The sequence below is a fragment of the Aliiglaciecola sp. NS0011-25 genome, from assembly GCF_040370605.1.
In the GTDB taxonomy this organism is placed as follows: Bacteria; Pseudomonadota; Gammaproteobacteria; order Enterobacterales; family Alteromonadaceae; genus Aliiglaciecola; species Aliiglaciecola lipolytica_A.
Genome location: NZ_BAABWR010000018.1, coordinates 48,125 through 65,795 on the forward strand (window position 1 = coordinate 48,125; position 17,671 = coordinate 65,795).

The window sequence follows — 17,671 nt, forward strand, 5'->3', positions numbered from 1 at the left end:
AAAGCACAACACAGTCATTTAATAGTCGTTGTAAGGATAGCTTAAGTTTCTTAGGCTATCCTTATTCTGTTGCCTATCGGCATTTTATCCAGTATTCCATTACCCGCAGAAATAAGGGTCGTTACAATCTTATCCCTTAGACTTATTCAAAGTGTCTGAGGGCCGTTCGCCAAATCGTAATTTATAATAATGGGCGAATCTGCCTAAATGGTTAAAACCATATTTAATGGCTACATCAGTCACATTTACATCCTGATCCGAAGAGCGTAATACCTCATGTACCGCTAATAATTTTTGTCCACGTACATATTTCATCGGTGACTGTCCAATGAAATGGCTAAAATGTTTGTTCAAGGTAGAGGGCACAACCCCAGTCACCATGGCCAGTTGTTCAAGAGAAATATCAAGATGGATGTTGTCGTGTATGTAGTCTCTAGCACGTTTGACTGACCTTGGTGTCACGTTATCGCTCCCACCGCGCAATCTATCCCGATAGTTATGATGCGGCAGTTGCAGTAACATTAAACATAGGGTGTCTTCAATTTGCTGTAATAAGGGAGCAGCAACCATAGGGGACAGCGGAAGTTCTAACTGACGTCTGGCAAAATTGACGGCATTCATCCAACTTTTACCTTCATATGTATTTAGATCAAATTTAGCATCAAAGATTAATGGCGCTTGCAGTTCATGACCTAATAATTGAGTCAGTGTTTGTTCGACTTTTTGCTTGTCTAATCGAACAGTAAAGAAGCTACAATCATTTGACCAACGCATGTTCATGGCTTGGTTTGGTGACACAACACTGGCAATACCTGGTTGAACAAGGGTTTTCTGGTCTTTCACCGCTACCTCAGCACGGCCTTGCCACGGAACTTGAATGAGAAAACAACTGCCTAATTGCTCAGTTTTAATGGTGACTGCGGTACCATAGGTAATATAGACAAGTGCTGAATGTGCAAATTTAGCCTCATTAACTTGCGCTGAAAATGAACCAGCATTGCCTAATAGCTCAAACTGGTGAGGACAAAAAATATTAGTCACATCTCTTAGGGTTTCATCTACATTTTTCGACGAAAACCGAGAAAACTGATTCAAGGGCAAAATTGGCTTCATATGTTTTCTTCTTTTATTCGTCCTGTTTTTTTTACGCCATTGTTTCTTTGCTGTCAATTGTTATCAAAATCGGATAGTTGAGCGCGAATTGGGATAGTGGGTAGTAAATTAATCATTTACTGTTTTGCTACTAATAATAAGAATCTCATTTAAAGGGGCCTATATGAGTAGCGTATTACTTAAAAAATACTCATCAACAATAAAAATATGTTTACTAATGATCAGCACTATTAGCATTTACGGTTGCGATAGTCCAAAACAAGAAATTCAACCAACACCCCAGCGCAAAGCAGAGTCTCAAAGTCAGTTAACGGTTGGGTTAACAGATGAGAGATTAGTCAATGCCGATTCTGAACCACAGAATTGGTTGTCCCATGGCGGCACCTACAAAGAACAACGTTACAGTTCTTTAGCCGAGATAAACCTTAACAATATTGCGAAATTAGGACTTCAATGGGATTTTGATTTAGATGGGACTCGCGGTTTAGAAGCCACCCCCATAGTTGTCGATGGCGTTATGTATATTACCGGAAACTGGAGTCGTATATACGCTCTAGATGCTAAAACTGGTAGTTTATTGTGGAAATATGACCCTAAAGTGCCACCTGAGTGGGCAGTAAACTTATGTTGTGACGTGGTTAATCGTGGCGTAGCAGTATATGGTGATAAAGTTTACGCGGGCACACTTGATGGCAGGCTTGTGGCGGTAAATGCCAAAGACGGAACGCTTGTTTGGGAAGTACAAACCACGCCAACCGACATACCTTACTCCATTACTGGAGCTCCTCGAGTAGTGAAAGGCAATGTCATTATTGGCAATGGTGGTGGCGAGTTTGGCGTACGTGGATTTGTGTCGGCCTATGACGCACAAACCGGTGCACAGAATTGGCGATTCTACACTGTACCCGGTGATCCAGCGAAGCCATTTGAAAACCCTATTTTAGAAATGGCGGCAAAAACCTGGACAGGTGAATGGTGGAAGCTAGGTGGTGGTGGAACAGTTTGGGATTCTATGTCGTATGATCCTGAACTCGATTTACTGTACATAGGTGTAGGTAATGGCTCTCCTTGGAATCAAAATATTCGCAGTCCACAAGGAGGCGATAATCTTTTTCTATCGTCGATAGTCGCGGTTCGTCCAGACACCGGTGAGTATGTTTGGCACTACCAAACAACACCTGGTGACAGTTGGGATTACACCGCAGCACAACAAATGGTATTGGCTGATATAGAAATTGAAGGCAAATTACGTAAAGTGATTATGCAAGCGCCTAAAAATGGCTTTTTCTATGTATTGGATCGGCAAACCGGTGAGCTGTTGTCTGCAGAGCCTTTTGTTAACGTCAGTTGGGCAACCCACGTCGATAAGGAAACAGGAAGGCCGGCAGTGGTGGAAGGTGCTCACTATAAACAACAAAACTTTATGGGCTTACCAAGTCCATTTGGTGGACATAGCTGGCATTCGATGAGTTACAGTCCTGATACGGGGTTAGTGTACATTCCAGCCATGGATCTGCCGTTTAATTTTCAAAGCGATCCAAATTTTCAGCATAATCCTATTGGGGTGAACCTTGGTATTGATGGGGTCGCCGGAGCAATGCCAGAGGACGTGAATATTCGCAAAGCCATTAAAGCCATGTTAAAGGGCTATTTATTGGCATGGGATCCGGTTAAACAACAAGCTGCTTGGTCTGTTGAGCATACCGTTTCTTGGAATGGTGGCGCGTTGTCTACAGCGGGTGGGTTACTATTTCAAGGTAACGGAATAGGCAATTTTAATGCGTACAATGCCAAAACTGGTGAACAGTTATGGTCGTTCAATGCACAAACCGGGATTGTTGCAGCACCCGTCACCTACGCAATAGACGGCCAACAATATGTTGCGATATTGGCAGGGTGGGGTGGTATTATGCCATTATTGCTTGGTGAAGCTGTGGCAGACTCTGCTGCCAATAAAGTAAATAGGGTATTAGTATTTAAGCTTGGAGGAGACCAACAACTTCCTCCCTTAACCGTGGTAAAACGGGAGCTTAATCCTCCGCCACAAACCGCTTCAAAAGATATCGTGGATCACGGTAGAGCAACCTATCAACAATTTTGTTTCAATTGTCATGGAGATACAGTAGTGTCTGGTGGTGTTTTGCCGGATTTACGTTACAGCCCTTTCAACTTGAACAAAGAAGCTTGGAAAAGTGTCGTGCTCGGTGGTGCATTATCATCGAAAGGCATGGTGTCATTTAAGCAAGTTCTGGAAGAAAGTGATGCTGAAGCGATACGCGCGTACGTCATCAAACGAGCCCATGATAAGTTGGCCGAAGAAAGTGTGAATTAGCCTAAGAAGTGAACCAGTTAACCCGTTGGTTAACTGCACATTGATATGTGCGGTTAACCGACAGTGTAATGGTAAAAGCGAGTTTAACTAAGCTTCGTCTAGATTGAGGAAGAGTTTCTGAAGAGTGCTGTTAAACGTCTCGATTTGTTGAGCTGTGAAACCATCATAAATGTTGTCGAATAGTTTTTGTGAGTTTTCGATGATATTGGCAATGACGGTTTTACCTTTTTCAGTTAACTCAACAATAGAGACTCTTCCGTCATTTTTGCTAGTGCGGATAATAACAAGCTCTTTTTCTTGGAGATTATAAGTGGCTCTGGTAATCGTCGGTGTTTTTGCTACAGCGTGGGTAGCAACTTCACTAACACTCAAGGTTCCCATTTCTCGCAATATCATAAGTATACGCCAGGCGGTAAGGTTAATACCCTGTTTCTTAAGGGATTTTTCCATTCGCATGGAATAAGCACTGCCTACTCGCATTAGCCAATAAAATGGGTATTGCTGGAATTCAAAACTCTCTGAAGCAGGTTTGAATTTATTTAATTTATCCGTATTTTTTTTCATATTTTCAACAAGTTATAAACAAATTTAACACAATAATGCTCGCAATATTACTTGATAAAAAACGTAAAATACAATCATATTTTTTAAAAAATCAAAGATCCGTTTAAAATTAAAACAAGTATCGTTGAATTTTTACTTGATATGTAACGTAATAACTCATACAAATTATAAGCAGAATAACTAGAACATAATCAACGGAGCACAAATATGTCACTTAATTGCAAGCTAAATAAAATAACTCGATCGATATTTAATGCGCGCCTCCCTGTTTCTTTAGCTGTAGTATCTGCTATTGCTATCACCCCCGTACATGCCCAAGAAGACGAAACTGCTGCCGACAATAAGTCTGGTATTGGTGCAATGATGGAAAAGATTCAAGTTACAGCCAGAAAGCGTGAAGAAAGTTTGCAAGAAGCTCCTTTGTCATTGACCGCTTTTTCAGGTGACGGCCTAGAAGCTCGAGGAATTGAGAATGTATCGGAAATAGGCGGTGTTACTCCTAACCTGACTTATCAGAATAGTCCTGGTGCTGGTGGTTCATCATCTGTTGCCACGGTTTATATTCGTGGTGTTGGTCAACGTGATTTTTTAGGCACTATCGATAACGGTGTTGGATTTTATGTAGACGGCGTTTACATCGCTCGTACTGTTGGCGCTACCGTGGACTTACTCGATGTTGACCGAGTTGAAGTGCTTCGTGGCCCACAAGGAACTCTTTTTGGTCGAAACAGTGTGGGTGGAGCTGTTGCCTTATACAGTAAGAAGCCAACAGAAGATTTTGAAGGTTATGTTGATGCCACTATTGGTACTGATTCGTTAGCGAAACTGAAAGTATCAGTTAACGGTGCACTTACTGATAATTTGTTCGGTAATTTTTCGGCATTAAGTGCAACCCAAGATGGCTACGTTAGTCGTCCAGCCGGCGGTGATCTGGGTGACGATGACATGTTGGCATTTCGTGGTTCGCTTCTGTGGGAAGCATCGGATGATGTAGAAGTGAGTTTGATTCTTGACCACAGCACAGAAAACGAGAATGGTCCCGCATTCGAAATTGCTGATGCAGGTACCTTAGTTGATGGTTCTTTCGCAGGTTTTTACAACAATGTATTACAAGCTGAAAGTTGTGGTTACCCAGCGGGTATCACTTCTACCGATCCTATTTGTTACAACAACCAATATGCTACTGAAGGTGTCAATCTTGGCACCGCACCAACCTACTCAGACACCACCTCTTGGGGAGCGAATTTACAAGTAACCTGGGACATCAATGACAACCTACAGTTAAAATCCATTACCGCTTATCGTGATTTAGATGCTGAGTTTGCTAGAGATGCGGATGCATCGCCGTTAACAGTGGTACATTTTTATGATTCATTTGAAGCCTCGCAGTTTACCCAAGAAATTCAATTAATGGGTTCAACTGAAGACGAGAAATTGAACTGGATAACGGGTTTGTATTATTTTGATGAGGAAGGTAATAACCGTAATATCAACGATTTCGCGATTGCTAACTTTGACAGTGATAATGACTTCACCACAACAAGTTCCGCGATTTATGCCCAGGCAACTTATAGTTTTACTGAAAAGTTAGACTTAACCGTGGGTGTCAGATACTCCGATGAAGAAAAAACCTTCGATCCCACTCAAGTTGTATTGAGCAGCAATATTGGTCTTGAGCCTGGTTTTCTACTTTTACCTCTTGGCCTAAATTCAATCGATGTGCAAGAAACCACGCCTATGGTAAACCTAGCGTACAAAGCAACAGACGAGCTAATGGTGTATACATCTTACACTGAAGGTTTCCGTTCGGGTGGTTTTGTACAACGTATATTCCCAGCGTTAGATACGGTTCCGTCGTTCGGTCCAGAGTATGTAGAATCATATGAACTTGGTTTCAAATATGACAGCAGTGACAAACCTTTCTCAGTCAATGGTGCTGTTTTCCAAATGGATTACACTGATATTCAAGTAAGAACCCAAAACCCTGGTTTTGTCGGTTTCTTTGAAGCGAATGTGGGTAGCGCTGAGATTTCAGGATTTGAACTTGAATCTAAATTAGCTTTTGCTGACTACTGGTTTATTGAAGCCGCGGTAGGATACACAGACGCTAAATTTACAAATATTGACGTTGAGCCTCCGTTGGCAGCTGTTGTGACGGTTGATAGTAAGTTTGATCATGTTCCAGAATGGTCAGGTAACATTAGTTTGGCTCGCGATGTTGAATTTGAAAATGGTTCTCTTGTCACTGCGAGACTGAGTGCAAATTACCATACTGAATATTTCAATAACCCAGACAACACTGATGGCATCATTACACCAGAAGTCACCATTGTTGATTTGACAGTTTTATGGCGTTCACCAGATGAAACTTACGGTGTGGACTTTGGGCTTAAGAACTTAACCGATGAAAAATATATCACCGCAGGTTATGAGTCTAATGTAGGTACTACTGAGATCATCAGAGATCGCGGCCGTCAATGGTATGCCTCTTTCAGATATAGCTTTTACTAAGCAAATTAAGCAACTTCAATAAAACAAGAGAAGCATTTGACCCTGTCAAATACTTCTCTTTGCTTACTGCGCCTCTACTTACTGCAAGTTTAATTGCTGTACCGATAATAGCGTAGTTAGTAAAAAGTGAACTCAATTGCCAATAAAGAGCAACGTATGAAAGAAGGTCAATCTATACAAACATTTGAGCACATTTTGGATGATGGAAAGTTATCTTTAACTCAAATTCTCGTCGTGTTCATTTCATTTTTGTTGATGATATTAGACGGATTCGATATCACCTCAATGTCCTTTGTCGCACAGCGTGTTAGTGAACAACTGAATATTAATCCTACTAATTTAGGCTTGGTGTTTAGTGTGACACTCGCAGGTATGATGTTAGGCGCAATGATAATTGCGCCATACGCGGATAAAATTGGCAGACGAAAAATGTTGATTGCCAGTGTTATTGCAATTGGCATATCTATGTTTTTAACAGGGTTAGTCAGTGCATTTTGGCAATTAGTTGTTTTGCGCACAATTACAGGTCTTGGGGTCGGGGCCATGCTGGCCAATGTTACCGCCCTTACATCTGAATATACGCCTACTAAATATCGCAGTTTTAGTGTCGCAATTATTTCCGCTGGCTTCCCTTTGGGGGCCACTATTGGCGGGATTATTGTCGTTCCAATTCTACCTACCTATGGTTGGGAAATTGTGTTTTTTAGTCTTGGTTTGGTTACCTTAGTAATGGCCGTTGTAGTGTATTGTTTGGTACCTGAGTCACTACAGTTTTTAAAAACCCAAGGGACTGACAGTGCGTTAAACAAAGTTAATCTGTTATTAACCAAAATGAACCGCAGCACCATAAGTGAATTTGTCGTTGATAATAACTATGCAATTAACAAAGCCAGCGTTTTAAGTTTATTGAGTCCTACCTTTCGAACTAAAACCATACAGTTATGGTTAACCTTTTTGTGCGTTTTTATCTCCTTATATTTTTTACTAAGTTGGTTACCAAAGTTGGTGATTAACGAAGGCTTAAGCGAATCTGATAGTGTATTTTCGGCAGTGGCGTTAAATGGAGGAGGGGTTATAGGCTCGCTTCTTCTGGGTTGGTTTGCCGCTAATTTCGGTTTAACTAAATTGATTACGATTTTTCTCTCAATATCTGGCCTAGCGATGCTCTCGTTTGGGTTCTTGTTTGAGTTTATGAATTTATTCATCTTATTGTTTATTATCGGGTTTTTATTGCTTGGCGCGTACGTTGGCCTCTATTCCACATCGGCAAAGATGTATCCAACTGAAGTCAGGGCAACTGGGATCGGGTGGGCTTTGGGTCTAGGACGATTTGGTGCTGTCATTGGCCCATACGTAGGCGGTTTATTAATAACCTATGGTTTTAGTATGGAGCTCAACTTTGCGGTCTTTGCTATACCTCTATTGATAGCAGCGGCGATCGTTTTCCAATTAAAGGTTCGCTGATAGTAACTATCCTAGCCAGTAAATATCTACTGGCTAGTCATCTGTTTTTTATTCTGTATTCGCTCGAAAAAAGTAACGAAGCTGTTTTACAAATGATTATTTTTTGCTTAATTATTAATAGAATAATTACATTAATATTTACTTGAATAATCATGTAATTTAAATTAGTCTTTAAACATTAGTATTCGAAACCAAGGCAATATTTACGATGTGTGTATTTACCAAAAAATTTGAAATTGGCACAAATACCCAATTGGTTGCGGGTATCAAAGATAATATCGATGTAGCTGGTTTTGTGACTGAGGCCGGCAGCAAAGCATTTAGTCACAATACTAGCGCCACTAAACATGCTGATGTTGTGGCGACTATGTTGGCATCTGGTGTGAAATTAGTCGGAAAACTAAATATGCACGAGTTGGCATATGGCATGACGGGTGTTAACTCTTATTTGGGGACTCCGGTTAACTATCTGTATCCAGAATATATCCCTGGCGGATCATCGAGTGGATGTGCCGTTGCAGTTGCTGAAATGACAGTGGATTTCAGTATCGGCACTGATACCGGTGGTTCAATTAGAGTGCCAGCCGCGTGTTGCGGTGTATTTGGTTTTAAACCTACCTTTGGTCGAGTTAGTCGTAAGGGGGTAGTGCCTGCTGAGTCAACCTTAGATTGTGTTGGTCCTTTGGCGTTTTCAGCAGAAGATTTGATTAAAGGAATGCAGTGCATAGACCCAACTTTTGCGCCAATTTCTATTGATAGACCAATTAAATTGGCGCGGTTGGATGTTGCGCCTGACAGCCTAATAAACCAGTTAGTCGATAAGGCTTTAAACCAGAGTTTTATTGAATTACGCACGACTACTTTAGCGGGCTTAAATGATGCCTTTGATGCCGCATTGAAATTAATGAATTTTGAGATGTGGCAAACCTTCGGTCATTTACTCAATACCGGAAAACTGGGTAGTGATATTGAATCGAGATTACTAGCGGCAAGTCAGATAAATCCCAATATCGCCTCAGAAGCTGAAGTTGTCAGAGCGCATTTCAGTCAACAAGTGGATGACGCTTTAAAAGGAGTTGATGCCCTTGTACTGCCAACACTTCCTTCATTTCCTCTCAAACGAGTGGATGGGTTAGAAGGTAAAAACGATCTTAATATCAGCTTTTTAACTAGACCATTCAATTTATCTGGGCATCCAGCCATTACCATCCCACTTAAAAATGAGTTGGGAAAGCCTGTAGGTATGCAGCTTGTAGGAGCCAAGGGAAATGATGAACTCATATGCGAAATTGCTAAAAAATTAAGCTGTTCGAATAACATTAACACTGAATGTGTGGAGAAAAACGATGTATAAAAATTCAATGGATATGACCCAGTGGGGCGGAGAAGAAAAAGTAAATGCACTGCTAAGTGATATTCGCTCACGTAGAGCTGAGTTCGAAGAGCAACGTTTTATTTCAAATGATGTTGTTGAACAATTCAAAGATATTGGAATTTACCGCTCCTTCGTACCAGAAAGTTTTGGTGGCAGTGGTAAAACCCCAAGCGAGTTTTTAAAAGCAATTGAAACTATCTCAACAGCAGATGGTTCTGCAGGTTGGGTTGCCAGCTTTGGAATGAACCCTGCGTATCTTGCGGCTTTACCAATGGATACACTCAAAGAGGTGTGGAAGGATTCCGCTGATATAGTTTTTGCTGGTGGCATCTTCCCGCCACAAAAAGCCAAAAAAGTAAAAGGTGGTTACATTGTAAATGGCCGTTGGCAATTTGCTAGCGGTTGTATGGGCGCATCTCTACTCGGCGTCGGTGTGATGCCTGATGATGGCAGTAAATTACCAAAAATGGCGGTAATGCCGGCTGATAAAGTCAAAATCGAAAAAACCTGGAATGTGCACGGCATGATTGGAACGGGTAGTTTTGATCTGATTGTAGAAGACGTGTTTGTTCCTGAGGAATGGACCTTTGTACGTGGCGGCACACCCACAGTCGACACGCCGTTTTTCAAATATCCTTCATTGTCATTTGCCGCGCAGGTGTTATCGGTAACCGCGTTAGGTATTGCTCGAGATGCCATCGATGTGGTTGTTAACTCGGCCAAAAATAGAAAATCAGTTACTGGCGCCCCTAATTTAGGGGAGCGTCATTATGCACAAATAGATATTGCTAAAGCGGAAGCCAAAGTGCGTTCTTCTCGTGCGTTCTTTTATGAAGCAACTGATGAAGTGTGGGATGTGATTATGCAGGGGGACGAACCAAGCAAAGATCAAATCAGTCTAATTCGCTTAGCAACCACTAATGTGGCTAGAGAGTGTGCTGAAGCCACACGCATTGCTTATCAATTATCTGGTATGCAGGGCGCTTATTTAGATCATCCGTTATCTCGTTGTTTAAGAGATGCTCATTTGGTAACACAACATGCCTTTATGGGTGAGGTTACCTATCAAAATGCTGGGGCTATTATGTTTGGACACCCACCATTTCCTGGTTATTTGTAAATTCAGAATTTAAAAAATTAATTATTAAAAAATGTTAAACCCTATTGGAGGAAAACGTTATGAGTGAATCAACTTCCCATCGAGTATTGTTTTGTATCGGTGTTAATCAAAATTTCATGGACTCTACAAAAGAGGTCATGGGTGATGTTTGGCAAGCTTTTAGTGCAATGATGAAGGGCATATCTGATCTGCCTGGCGTCAACGTGCTTGGTATTATGGATGATGATCGAATTCAAGTCGGTCCTTCCGCTTCCGCCCCTTGGACTGCCTATATTATGGCAGATGTTCCAGACCTCGAAACTGTTATTGCTGGTTGTGATTTCTTCCGCTCAACACCTGTGGGTGACGGCACTTACAGCTTGTGGAAATACTGCAAAGTAGAAGCACGTATTGGTCGTGAACTTGTTGTTCCAAGCTAAATTTTTGGAATACAAAATATGATTTCATTACAACAATTAGAAGCATTGCAGCAACGACTCTCTGTTTTAGAAAGCGAAAAACGAGTGAGTGCCTGCATGAATCAATACATGCGACTTTGCGATGATTTAGCGCCTGGTTTTGAACTTAAAAATCTGATGGCTTTGTTTACAGACGATGCCATTTGGGAAGGTAAGGGCCAGCGCTATGCCAAAACATTTGGGCGCTATGAGGGCATTGATGCAATCGAAAACATGTTTGCAAAATATGCTACCTCACCAGGTCATTTTAACCTGAACGTGCATTTTTTGGGTAATGAAACCATCACGATTGACGGTGACAAAGCTACTGGGACTTGGCTGTTGGTGCAGCCTTCAGATTTTATTGATGGTCGTTCACAATTAAGTTGCGCGCAAATTAAAGCAACTTTCGTTTTATCCGAACAGGCTTGTCAAATTTCTCACTTTGTTACTGAAAATAAATTCAGCCGTCCTATGGCTCAGCCATGGGATAACAGCGCGGCATTGCCAGTGCCAGAATAGGACTTCTCATGAATACAGAAATTAAAGTAAAAAACCTAAACAGTACTGCTGATTTGGTACTGGAAGATAGACTGCATAAGTCTTTGTACTCTAATCCAGAAATTTTCGATGAAGAATTAGACAAGATATTTAATAACACTTGGGTTTGGGTTGCTCACGAAAGTGAAGTACCAGAATCGGGTTCATATAAGACAGCTTCAATAGGTCGCCAACCGGTTATCGTAGTACGTGATCGTAAAAACAATATTCACGTGATGTTGAATCGTTGTCGTCACCGTGGCGCAACTGTGTGCGAAGGTAAAACCGGTAAAACCAAAGCTTTCACCTGTCCATATCATGGTTGGGGATACGGTTTAGATGGTAGTCTACGTGCATTGCCTAAACCTGAAGAATACGAAAATATCCTTGATAAAGCTGAATTTGGTTTAGTTAAAGTACGTTCCGAATCCTATAACGGGATGGTTTTTGCAACCTTAAAAGATGATTTGGAATCGCTAGATGAGCATTTAGGCGGCGCTAAAAAATGGATCGACTTATTTGTTAAACAAGGCGGCGGTTATCCACTTAAAACCCTTGGTGATCATCGATTCAGATTCCCTGGAAACTGGAAGATTCAACTAGAAAACACCACTGATGCCTATCACTTCCCCATAGTACATAAGTCATTTATAGCATCTGTTGATGAAGAGGCTGCTGAAGTTTTTGATTTCCTAGACGGTGAAGGTTATGTCGAAGATTTAGGAAATGGTCATAGCGTGATGGTGATGATCCCTGAGTTGGTCGATCTAGAAGAAAATTTAGATGAGCCGATTCCCGAGCGTTACGCAGACTTGGCTAAGAGTTTAGCTGATGAAGGTCATTCTGACGAAGAAGTACGTCGTCTAGTTAGAGCGGTCGGTGGTAGCGGGTTTAATTTGAATCTGTTCCCGAATATTGCTTGTTCAATGGCGTTTTTCCGTAATCTTGTGCCAATTAGTGCTAATGAAACTGAAATTCACCATATCGCCATAGGTGGCAAAGGTGCTCCTGAAGCCTTTAATCAGAAGCGCATGCGTTTACATGAGCATTTCCAAGGGCCAATGGGGTTCGGTACACCTGATGATGGTGAAGCATGGGAACGTGTTCAAGCTGGTTCCATTGCTGGAACAGATGGCTGGATCATGATTAATCGCGGTTTGTCCAAATTATCTACCTCGGCTGATGGCAATGTTAAAGGGGCTGTTTGTTCTGAAACTGGCATGCGTGCTGCGTATCAGAAATATAAGAAGATGATGTCTGTGGAAAGCGGAAAATAAGGATCGATAAAATGAAATTAGATACCCAATTATTAGCCGATGTAACTGCCTTCTTGAATATTGAAGCAGACATGCTCGATAACAAAGAATACCAACAGTGGTTAGATTTATGGCTTGAGTCCGGTTTGTATATTGTTCCGGTAGATCATAACGCTACAGATTACGCGAATACCCTCAATGTAGCATACGACGATGATGAAATGCGTAAGTTGCGTATTGAACGTTTAACTAGCGGTGATGCTATTTCAACGCAATTAGGTGAAAAAACCGTACGTACTATGTCACGCTTCCGCATACTTGACGATATTGATGGCTTTGTGAGAGTGCGTTGTGCCTATAGTTTGTATGAAAACAACAAAAACGGCGTACGTTGCTATCCGGCTAATTTGCAATTCAAATTAGTCCGTGACGGCGGCAGTTTCAAAATTGCTGAAAAGATCGTTAAAGTCATGAAATCAAGCCAGCATCTGACGACTGTCAGTTACTTGTTTTAAGGGGACATTATGAGTTCCAATAAAAAAGTGGCTTTGGTCACCGGTGCTGCGCAAGGGTTAGGCTATGTGATTTGCGAGTCTCTCATCAAAGCGGGTTATTCGGTGGTGGTCAGTGACGTTAATGGGTCGCTGGCGGCCCAAGCTGCTAAGGTACTCGACCCCACAGGCGAAGTGGCAGTTGCGACTAAGCTTGATGTCATGAGCAAACAAGATTTTTGTGAAGGTTTAGCCTTTACCCTTGACACTTTTGGGCATTGCGATGTGTTAGTTAATAATGCAGCGATGACACCAACTACGCCGTTGATGGAGATCAGTCCAGAAGAATTTAGCCAAGTGCTAGACATTAATTTACGTGGCAACTTTATTGGTAGCCAAGTGTTTGGGCAATATTTTGCAGACCAAAGTTTTGGCCGAATTATCAATTTAGCCTCTTTGGCTGGACAAATGGGGGGCACCGCATCCGGTGCCCATTACGCCGCATCAAAGGCTGGAATTACAACGTTAACCAAAATCTTTGCCAGACAATTTGCTGACAAAGGTGTGACGGTAAATGCAATTGCACCAGGTCCGGTAGATGTGCCATCTGTTAGAGACAAAGTACCCGCAGATAAACTTGAACATATTATTAATAACATGATCCCCGTTAAGGCCATGAGTAACCCTGAATTTATCGGTTCAGTGGTTGTGATGTTGGCAGCCGATGAAGCGAATACAGTCACTGGCGCGACTTGGGATATTAACGGCGGCATATACATGCGTTAAGCATGAAGAGGAGAATCTTGTGGATAATGAATTAATCGACGTTGTAATAACGTCACGCACTGAACAAGGTGCGGGTATTGCGGTGATGGATTTGGCAAGTGCCAATGGACAGCCGCTACCTGCGTTTTCGGCTGGCGCTCATATTGATGTTCACTGTGGTGATGATCTGATACGTCAATACTCTTTATGTAATGATCCAGCATCGAGCGAGTCTTATCGAATTGGCGTGTTAAATGACCCTAATTCTAGAGGTGGTTCGGCTAAAATTCATGCTGAATTTAGCGAGCAACAACATATAAAAATTAGCCCACCCCGTAATCATTTTCCACTTAATAAAGATGCTAAGAAAAGCATTCTTGCCGGTGGCGGAATTGGTATTACACCAATGATTGCGATGGCGTACGAACTGTTGAAAGAAAACAAAGAATTCGAACTTCATTATTGCACGCGCACTAAAGGGGCTGGTGCATTCGAAGATGAGCTAGTATCGGCTTTTGGTGATCGGGTTTGTTTTCATTACGATGACCAAGATAAATCTCAATTGTTTTCTCCAAAAGATACCTTTGGCGATTTCCAGCCAGGCACGCACATCTATGTTTGTGGGCCAACGGGCTTTATGGATTGGGTGATAAATAGTGCAAAAGAACAAAATTATCCAAGCGAGCATGTTCACTTTGAGTACTTCAGTGCAGATGTTGATACATCCGGTGACAGCTTCGAAGTCTACTGTGAACAAAGTAATATTACCGTCACTGTAGGTAGCGAAGAAACGATCGCCAAAGCCCTTCGAAAAGTAGGTGTAAAAGTCGCCATGTCTTGTGAAGAAGGTGTCTGCGGCACATGCATTACTGATGTTATCGAGGGCATTCCAGATCATCGAGATCACTTTTTAACTGACGAAGAAAAAGAAGACAACGACCAGATTGCTTTATGTTGTTCCCGCGCCAAGTGTGAGCGATTAGTTATTGATATTTAAAACCTTTTAGTTTTCTAAAACAGGTAAAAGTGTTGAGTAAGGCACAATTGAAAACAGGTTTTAGAATGGAATAGGTTATAGAGGACGGAGAGAACTATGCCAATTGTAAATGTAAATATGATGGAAGGTCGCTCAGTAGAGCAAAAAGAAGCATTAATCAAAGCGGTTGCTGAAGCTGTAATGGATTCTATCGGTGCGCCTGAAGAAAATATTCGTGTGATAATTAGTGAATATCCGAAAGCTCACTGGGGTATAGGTACTCTACCTGCACATAAAGCTGGCCGTTAAAGCCTAATAAGAACAAAATGCTAGGATAAAAATATGAGTAATACTAAGTTTGATAAAAGAGATTTTCGAACGGCGCTAGGTCAATTCCCAACAGGGGTGACAGTGATAACTACGGTTGATGAAAACGGCGCTCCGATTGGTTGCACTGCAAGCAGTTTTAACAGTGTATCAATTGACCCTGCATTAGTATTGTGGAGCATTGATAAAGGCGCGTTTAGTAAAACAATTTTTGAAAAAGCCGAATATTTTGCGATTAACGTATTAAGTGAAAATCAAGTTGAAACTTCGAATCGGTTTGCCGGAAGAGGAGAAGATAAATTTAAAGATGTATCTTTTTCCAAAGGTTTAGGTGGAGCACCTCTGCTGGCCGGTTGTGGTGCCCAGTTTGAGTGTAAAACCTGGAATGTTTACGAAGGTGGCGATCACCTGATCATCGTTGGTGAAGTAATCCAATACAATCATGATGATTCGTTAACACCTTTAGCATTTTCTAGGGGTAGTTATGCAATCACCTCCCAGCATCCCAGCGGCAATGTTCAAAAGAATGAAGCAGAGACAGGTAACGAATTTTTAGATAACTATTTGTTATATTTACTAAATTCTGCTATTTCTAAATACCGTCAAGATTTATATCCAAAACTAATTGATGGCTGTGATGTGACACCAGAGCAATGGCGAGTTATGACCATATTATCTAGTGCTCCAGTACATACCCTGAAAACACTGTCTATTTTAGCAATGCAGCCACTGAATGATTTAAGTGAATCAGTAGATACACTAATTGAAAAAGGTGCTCTGACGATAGTGGAAGATAAGCTTGCTCTTACTGATGAGGGCATGGCTCTGCAAAAGTCTTTGTTGGCTGTAGCAGCAGAACATGAAGACCATATGCTAAGTAAGTTAAATCCAGAACAAACTAGTGTACTTAAAAATGCTCTCAAAAGCATAATTGAAATGGACAACTAGTAAACAGTAGGAGAGTTGATTTTAGGTACCATTTGATTGGTTAATAATCGTATAAAGCTTTAACGAGCAAATGTTTCAATATATTTAATAGCTTCACTTAATAATAATAAAAGAGAAAGTAAATATGAAAGGTAAATCAAGCTCGTTTTTTAGCGTGTTGGGGCCGGGTATTTTATACGCGGCTGCTGCAGTGGGAGTCTCTCACTTAGTTCAGTCCACTCGGGCTGGAGCTGATTATGGCTTAGGTCTAACATTTATCATTATTTTAGCCTGTTTGGTGAAATATCCAGCCCTGCGCTTTGGTGGTGAATTCGCGGCATCTACGGGCAAAAATCTGATTACTAGCTATCGAACCGCTGGCTGGTGGATTTTTGGTATTTATGCGTTTGCAGAAATCTTCAGCATGGTTTTTGTGGTGGGGGCCATAGCGCTTTTCACCCTAGGTTTATTCCAAGCCGCTTTTAGTTTTTCAGTAAATCCGGTTTTGGGTGTAAGTGTACTTTTATCAGTTATCGCTTTATTTTTATGTAGCGGACATTACAGCTTATTGGAAAAGCTAACCAAGTATGTTGTTTCTTGTTTTACCCTGTTGATTATTATCACCGTGGTACTGGTTTCACAAAAAATCGATTGGTCTCCTTCAGAGTTTGCCATTCCGGCGATTGATTCCTCAGTTGTACTTTATGTTGTTGCTTTGATTGGCTTTATGCCATCACCAACGGATGGTTCGGTGACACAATCCCTTTGGACCTGTGCTCGAGCAGAAGATACCGGTAAATTACCAACCCCCAAAGAAGCCCGTTTAGATTTTAATGTGGGTTATGTGATGAGCGTGTTATTGGCGCTTTGCTTTTTGGTGTTAGGTACCGGCTTGATGCACAACAGTGATGTTGCAATTGAAGTGAGTAATTCAGGTTTTTCTAGACAACTTATGGAGCTATTTACGCAAACAATAGGTCCGTGGAGTTTTCCACTAATTGCAACTATCGCGATTTTCGTGATGTTTTCAACGCTGTTTGCGGTTGTCGATGGTATGACGCGGGTGTTAGTTGGAATACTTGATAGCGGGGTTGGGCGTCCAGAGTTAAAGCTTGATTCAAAACGCAATTATAACATCGCCATGATTCTGCTTTGTATCGCAGCGATCCTTATATTGGCGACGATGCTGAAGTCCTTCGCAACATTTATCGATATCACTTCTGTGATTGTCTTTGTTATTAGCCCTATTTTGGCTTACTTAAACCACCGCGCTATGTGGAGTGATCAAGTACCTAAAGCGCTACAGCCCAGCCTCTTTATGAAAATTTGGAGTCTGTGCGGGGTAGTTATATTAACTACCTTTACGCTTATCTATTTTTACCATCGCTTATCGGCATAAAGCTCAGTTTTAACATCCCCTGTCCTGCTGTGCAGGGCGGGACCAAAGCTGATGGAAATAAGTGTAAAAAAATA

General features: G+C 41.5%; 16 protein-coding genes. 14 read left to right on the forward strand and 2 right to left on the reverse strand.

Annotation, left to right across the window (positions count from 1 at the left end; translation table 11 throughout):
* Positions 1 to 129: 129 nt before the first annotated feature.
* Entirely contained in the window at positions 130 to 1,113 is a 984-nt protein-coding gene (locus ABWV72_RS15635) for an AraC family transcriptional regulator (RefSeq protein ID WP_216050380.1), read from the reverse strand.
* A 163-nt stretch (positions 1,114 to 1,276) separates the two neighbouring features.
* On the opposite strand from ABWV72_RS15635, the gene ABWV72_RS15640 reads away from it, so the two are divergent.
* Entirely contained in the window at positions 1,277 to 3,445 is a 2,169-nt protein-coding gene (locus ABWV72_RS15640; RefSeq protein WP_353371616.1) for a PQQ-dependent dehydrogenase, methanol/ethanol family, read from the forward strand.
* Positions 3,446 to 3,532: 87 nt separating this feature from the next.
* On the opposite strand, the gene ABWV72_RS15645 is transcribed toward ABWV72_RS15640, so the two are convergent.
* Positions 3,533 to 4,009 carry a MarR family winged helix-turn-helix transcriptional regulator gene (locus tag ABWV72_RS15645; protein ID WP_342807551.1) on the reverse strand — a complete coding sequence of 159 codons (477 nt, stop codon included), beginning with the start codon at positions 4,007 to 4,009 and terminating at the stop codon, positions 3,533 to 3,535.
* Positions 4,010 to 4,216: 207 nt separating this feature from the next.
* Here ABWV72_RS15645 and ABWV72_RS15650 point away from each other — a divergent pair, with 207 nt between their 5' ends.
* The 13 genes from ABWV72_RS15650 (at position 4,217) to ABWV72_RS15710 (ending at position 17,597) form a co-directional block, all read left to right on the forward strand.
* Positions 4,217 to 6,520: a TonB-dependent receptor gene (locus ABWV72_RS15650; protein ID WP_216050382.1), complete on the forward strand. Its 2,304-nt coding sequence runs from the start codon at positions 4,217 to 4,219 to the stop codon at positions 6,518 to 6,520.
* 156 nt (positions 6,521 to 6,676) lie between these two features.
* The gene (locus ABWV72_RS15655; protein ID WP_216050383.1) at positions 6,677 to 7,984 is read left to right on the forward strand and encodes an MFS transporter; all 1,308 of its coding nucleotides are present in this window, start codon (positions 6,677 to 6,679) and stop codon (positions 7,982 to 7,984) included.
* A 208-nt stretch (positions 7,985 to 8,192) separates the two neighbouring features.
* Positions 8,193 to 9,338 carry an amidase gene (locus ABWV72_RS15660; RefSeq protein ID WP_353371619.1) on the forward strand — a complete coding sequence of 382 codons (1,146 nt, stop codon included), beginning with the start codon at positions 8,193 to 8,195 and terminating at the stop codon, positions 9,336 to 9,338.
* On the forward strand, positions 9,331 to 10,479 hold the full coding sequence (locus tag ABWV72_RS15665; protein WP_216050385.1) for an acyl-CoA dehydrogenase family protein: 1,149 nt from the start codon (positions 9,331 to 9,333) through the stop codon (positions 10,477 to 10,479). Before ABWV72_RS15660 ends, ABWV72_RS15665 begins: the two co-directional genes overlap by 8 nt.
* A 59-nt stretch (positions 10,480 to 10,538) precedes the next feature.
* Entirely contained in the window at positions 10,539 to 10,898 is a 360-nt protein-coding gene (locus ABWV72_RS15670; protein WP_216050386.1) for an IacB protein, read from the forward strand.
* Positions 10,899 to 10,916: 18 nt separating this feature from the next.
* A complete protein-coding gene (locus ABWV72_RS15675; protein WP_216050387.1) occupies positions 10,917 to 11,438 on the forward strand; it encodes a nuclear transport factor 2 family protein in 522 nt (173 codons plus the stop codon).
* 8 nt (positions 11,439 to 11,446) lie between these two features.
* Positions 11,447 to 12,733: an aromatic ring-hydroxylating oxygenase subunit alpha gene (locus tag ABWV72_RS15680; RefSeq protein ID WP_353371622.1), complete on the forward strand. Its 1,287-nt coding sequence runs from the start codon at positions 11,447 to 11,449 to the stop codon at positions 12,731 to 12,733.
* Between the two features lie 11 nt (positions 12,734 to 12,744).
* Positions 12,745 to 13,227 (forward strand): aromatic-ring-hydroxylating dioxygenase subunit beta, encoded by a 483-nt coding sequence (locus ABWV72_RS15685; protein ID WP_216050389.1) that lies wholly within the window; start codon positions 12,745 to 12,747, stop codon positions 13,225 to 13,227.
* 9 nt (positions 13,228 to 13,236) lie between these two features.
* Positions 13,237 to 13,989 (forward strand): SDR family NAD(P)-dependent oxidoreductase, encoded by a 753-nt coding sequence (locus tag ABWV72_RS15690; RefSeq protein ID WP_216050390.1) that lies wholly within the window; start codon positions 13,237 to 13,239, stop codon positions 13,987 to 13,989.
* A 19-nt stretch (positions 13,990 to 14,008) separates the two neighbouring features.
* Positions 14,009 to 14,965 (forward strand): PDR/VanB family oxidoreductase, encoded by a 957-nt coding sequence (locus ABWV72_RS15695; RefSeq protein ID WP_353371625.1) that lies wholly within the window; start codon positions 14,009 to 14,011, stop codon positions 14,963 to 14,965.
* 96 nt (positions 14,966 to 15,061) lie between these two features.
* Positions 15,062 to 15,253, forward strand: a complete 192-nt coding sequence (gene thmT, locus ABWV72_RS15700; protein ID WP_216050392.1) for a 2-hydroxymuconate tautomerase — start codon at positions 15,062 to 15,064, stop codon at positions 15,251 to 15,253.
* A gap of 33 nt (positions 15,254 to 15,286) precedes the next feature.
* Positions 15,287 to 16,219, forward strand: a complete 933-nt coding sequence (locus ABWV72_RS15705; protein ID WP_353371627.1) for a flavin reductase — start codon at positions 15,287 to 15,289, stop codon at positions 16,217 to 16,219.
* Positions 16,220 to 16,343: 124 nt separating this feature from the next.
* Complete coding sequence (locus tag ABWV72_RS15710; RefSeq protein ID WP_216050394.1) at positions 16,344 to 17,597, forward strand: NRAMP family divalent metal transporter; 1,254 nt, start codon at positions 16,344 to 16,346, stop codon at positions 17,595 to 17,597.
* The last annotated feature ends 74 nt before the right edge of the window (positions 17,598 to 17,671 follow it).

Coding starts and splice junctions, on each gene's coding strand:
- ABWV72_RS15635 (WP_216050380.1), bottom strand. CDS start 1,113: ATGAAGCCAATTTTGCCCTTGAATCAGTTTTCTCGGTTTTCGTCGAAA.
- ABWV72_RS15640 (WP_353371616.1), top strand. CDS start 1,277: ATGAGTAGCGTATTACTTAAAAAATACTCATCAACAATAAAAATATGT.
- ABWV72_RS15645 (WP_342807551.1), bottom strand. CDS start 4,009: ATGAAAAAAAATACGGATAAATTAAATAAATTCAAACCTGCTTCAGAG.
- ABWV72_RS15650 (WP_216050382.1), top strand. CDS start 4,217: ATGTCACTTAATTGCAAGCTAAATAAAATAACTCGATCGATATTTAAT.
- ABWV72_RS15655 (WP_216050383.1), top strand. CDS start 6,677: ATGAAAGAAGGTCAATCTATACAAACATTTGAGCACATTTTGGATGAT.
- ABWV72_RS15660 (WP_353371619.1), top strand. CDS start 8,193: ATGTGTGTATTTACCAAAAAATTTGAAATTGGCACAAATACCCAATTG.
- ABWV72_RS15665 (WP_216050385.1), top strand. CDS start 9,331: ATGTATAAAAATTCAATGGATATGACCCAGTGGGGCGGAGAAGAAAAA.
- ABWV72_RS15670 (WP_216050386.1), top strand. CDS start 10,539: ATGAGTGAATCAACTTCCCATCGAGTATTGTTTTGTATCGGTGTTAAT.
- ABWV72_RS15675 (WP_216050387.1), top strand. CDS start 10,917: ATGATTTCATTACAACAATTAGAAGCATTGCAGCAACGACTCTCTGTT.
- ABWV72_RS15680 (WP_353371622.1), top strand. CDS start 11,447: ATGAATACAGAAATTAAAGTAAAAAACCTAAACAGTACTGCTGATTTG.
- ABWV72_RS15685 (WP_216050389.1), top strand. CDS start 12,745: ATGAAATTAGATACCCAATTATTAGCCGATGTAACTGCCTTCTTGAAT.
- ABWV72_RS15690 (WP_216050390.1), top strand. CDS start 13,237: ATGAGTTCCAATAAAAAAGTGGCTTTGGTCACCGGTGCTGCGCAAGGG.
- thmT (WP_216050392.1), top strand. CDS start 15,062: ATGCCAATTGTAAATGTAAATATGATGGAAGGTCGCTCAGTAGAGCAA.
- ABWV72_RS15705 (WP_353371627.1), top strand. CDS start 15,287: ATGAGTAATACTAAGTTTGATAAAAGAGATTTTCGAACGGCGCTAGGT.
- ABWV72_RS15710 (WP_216050394.1), top strand. CDS start 16,344: ATGAAAGGTAAATCAAGCTCGTTTTTTAGCGTGTTGGGGCCGGGTATT.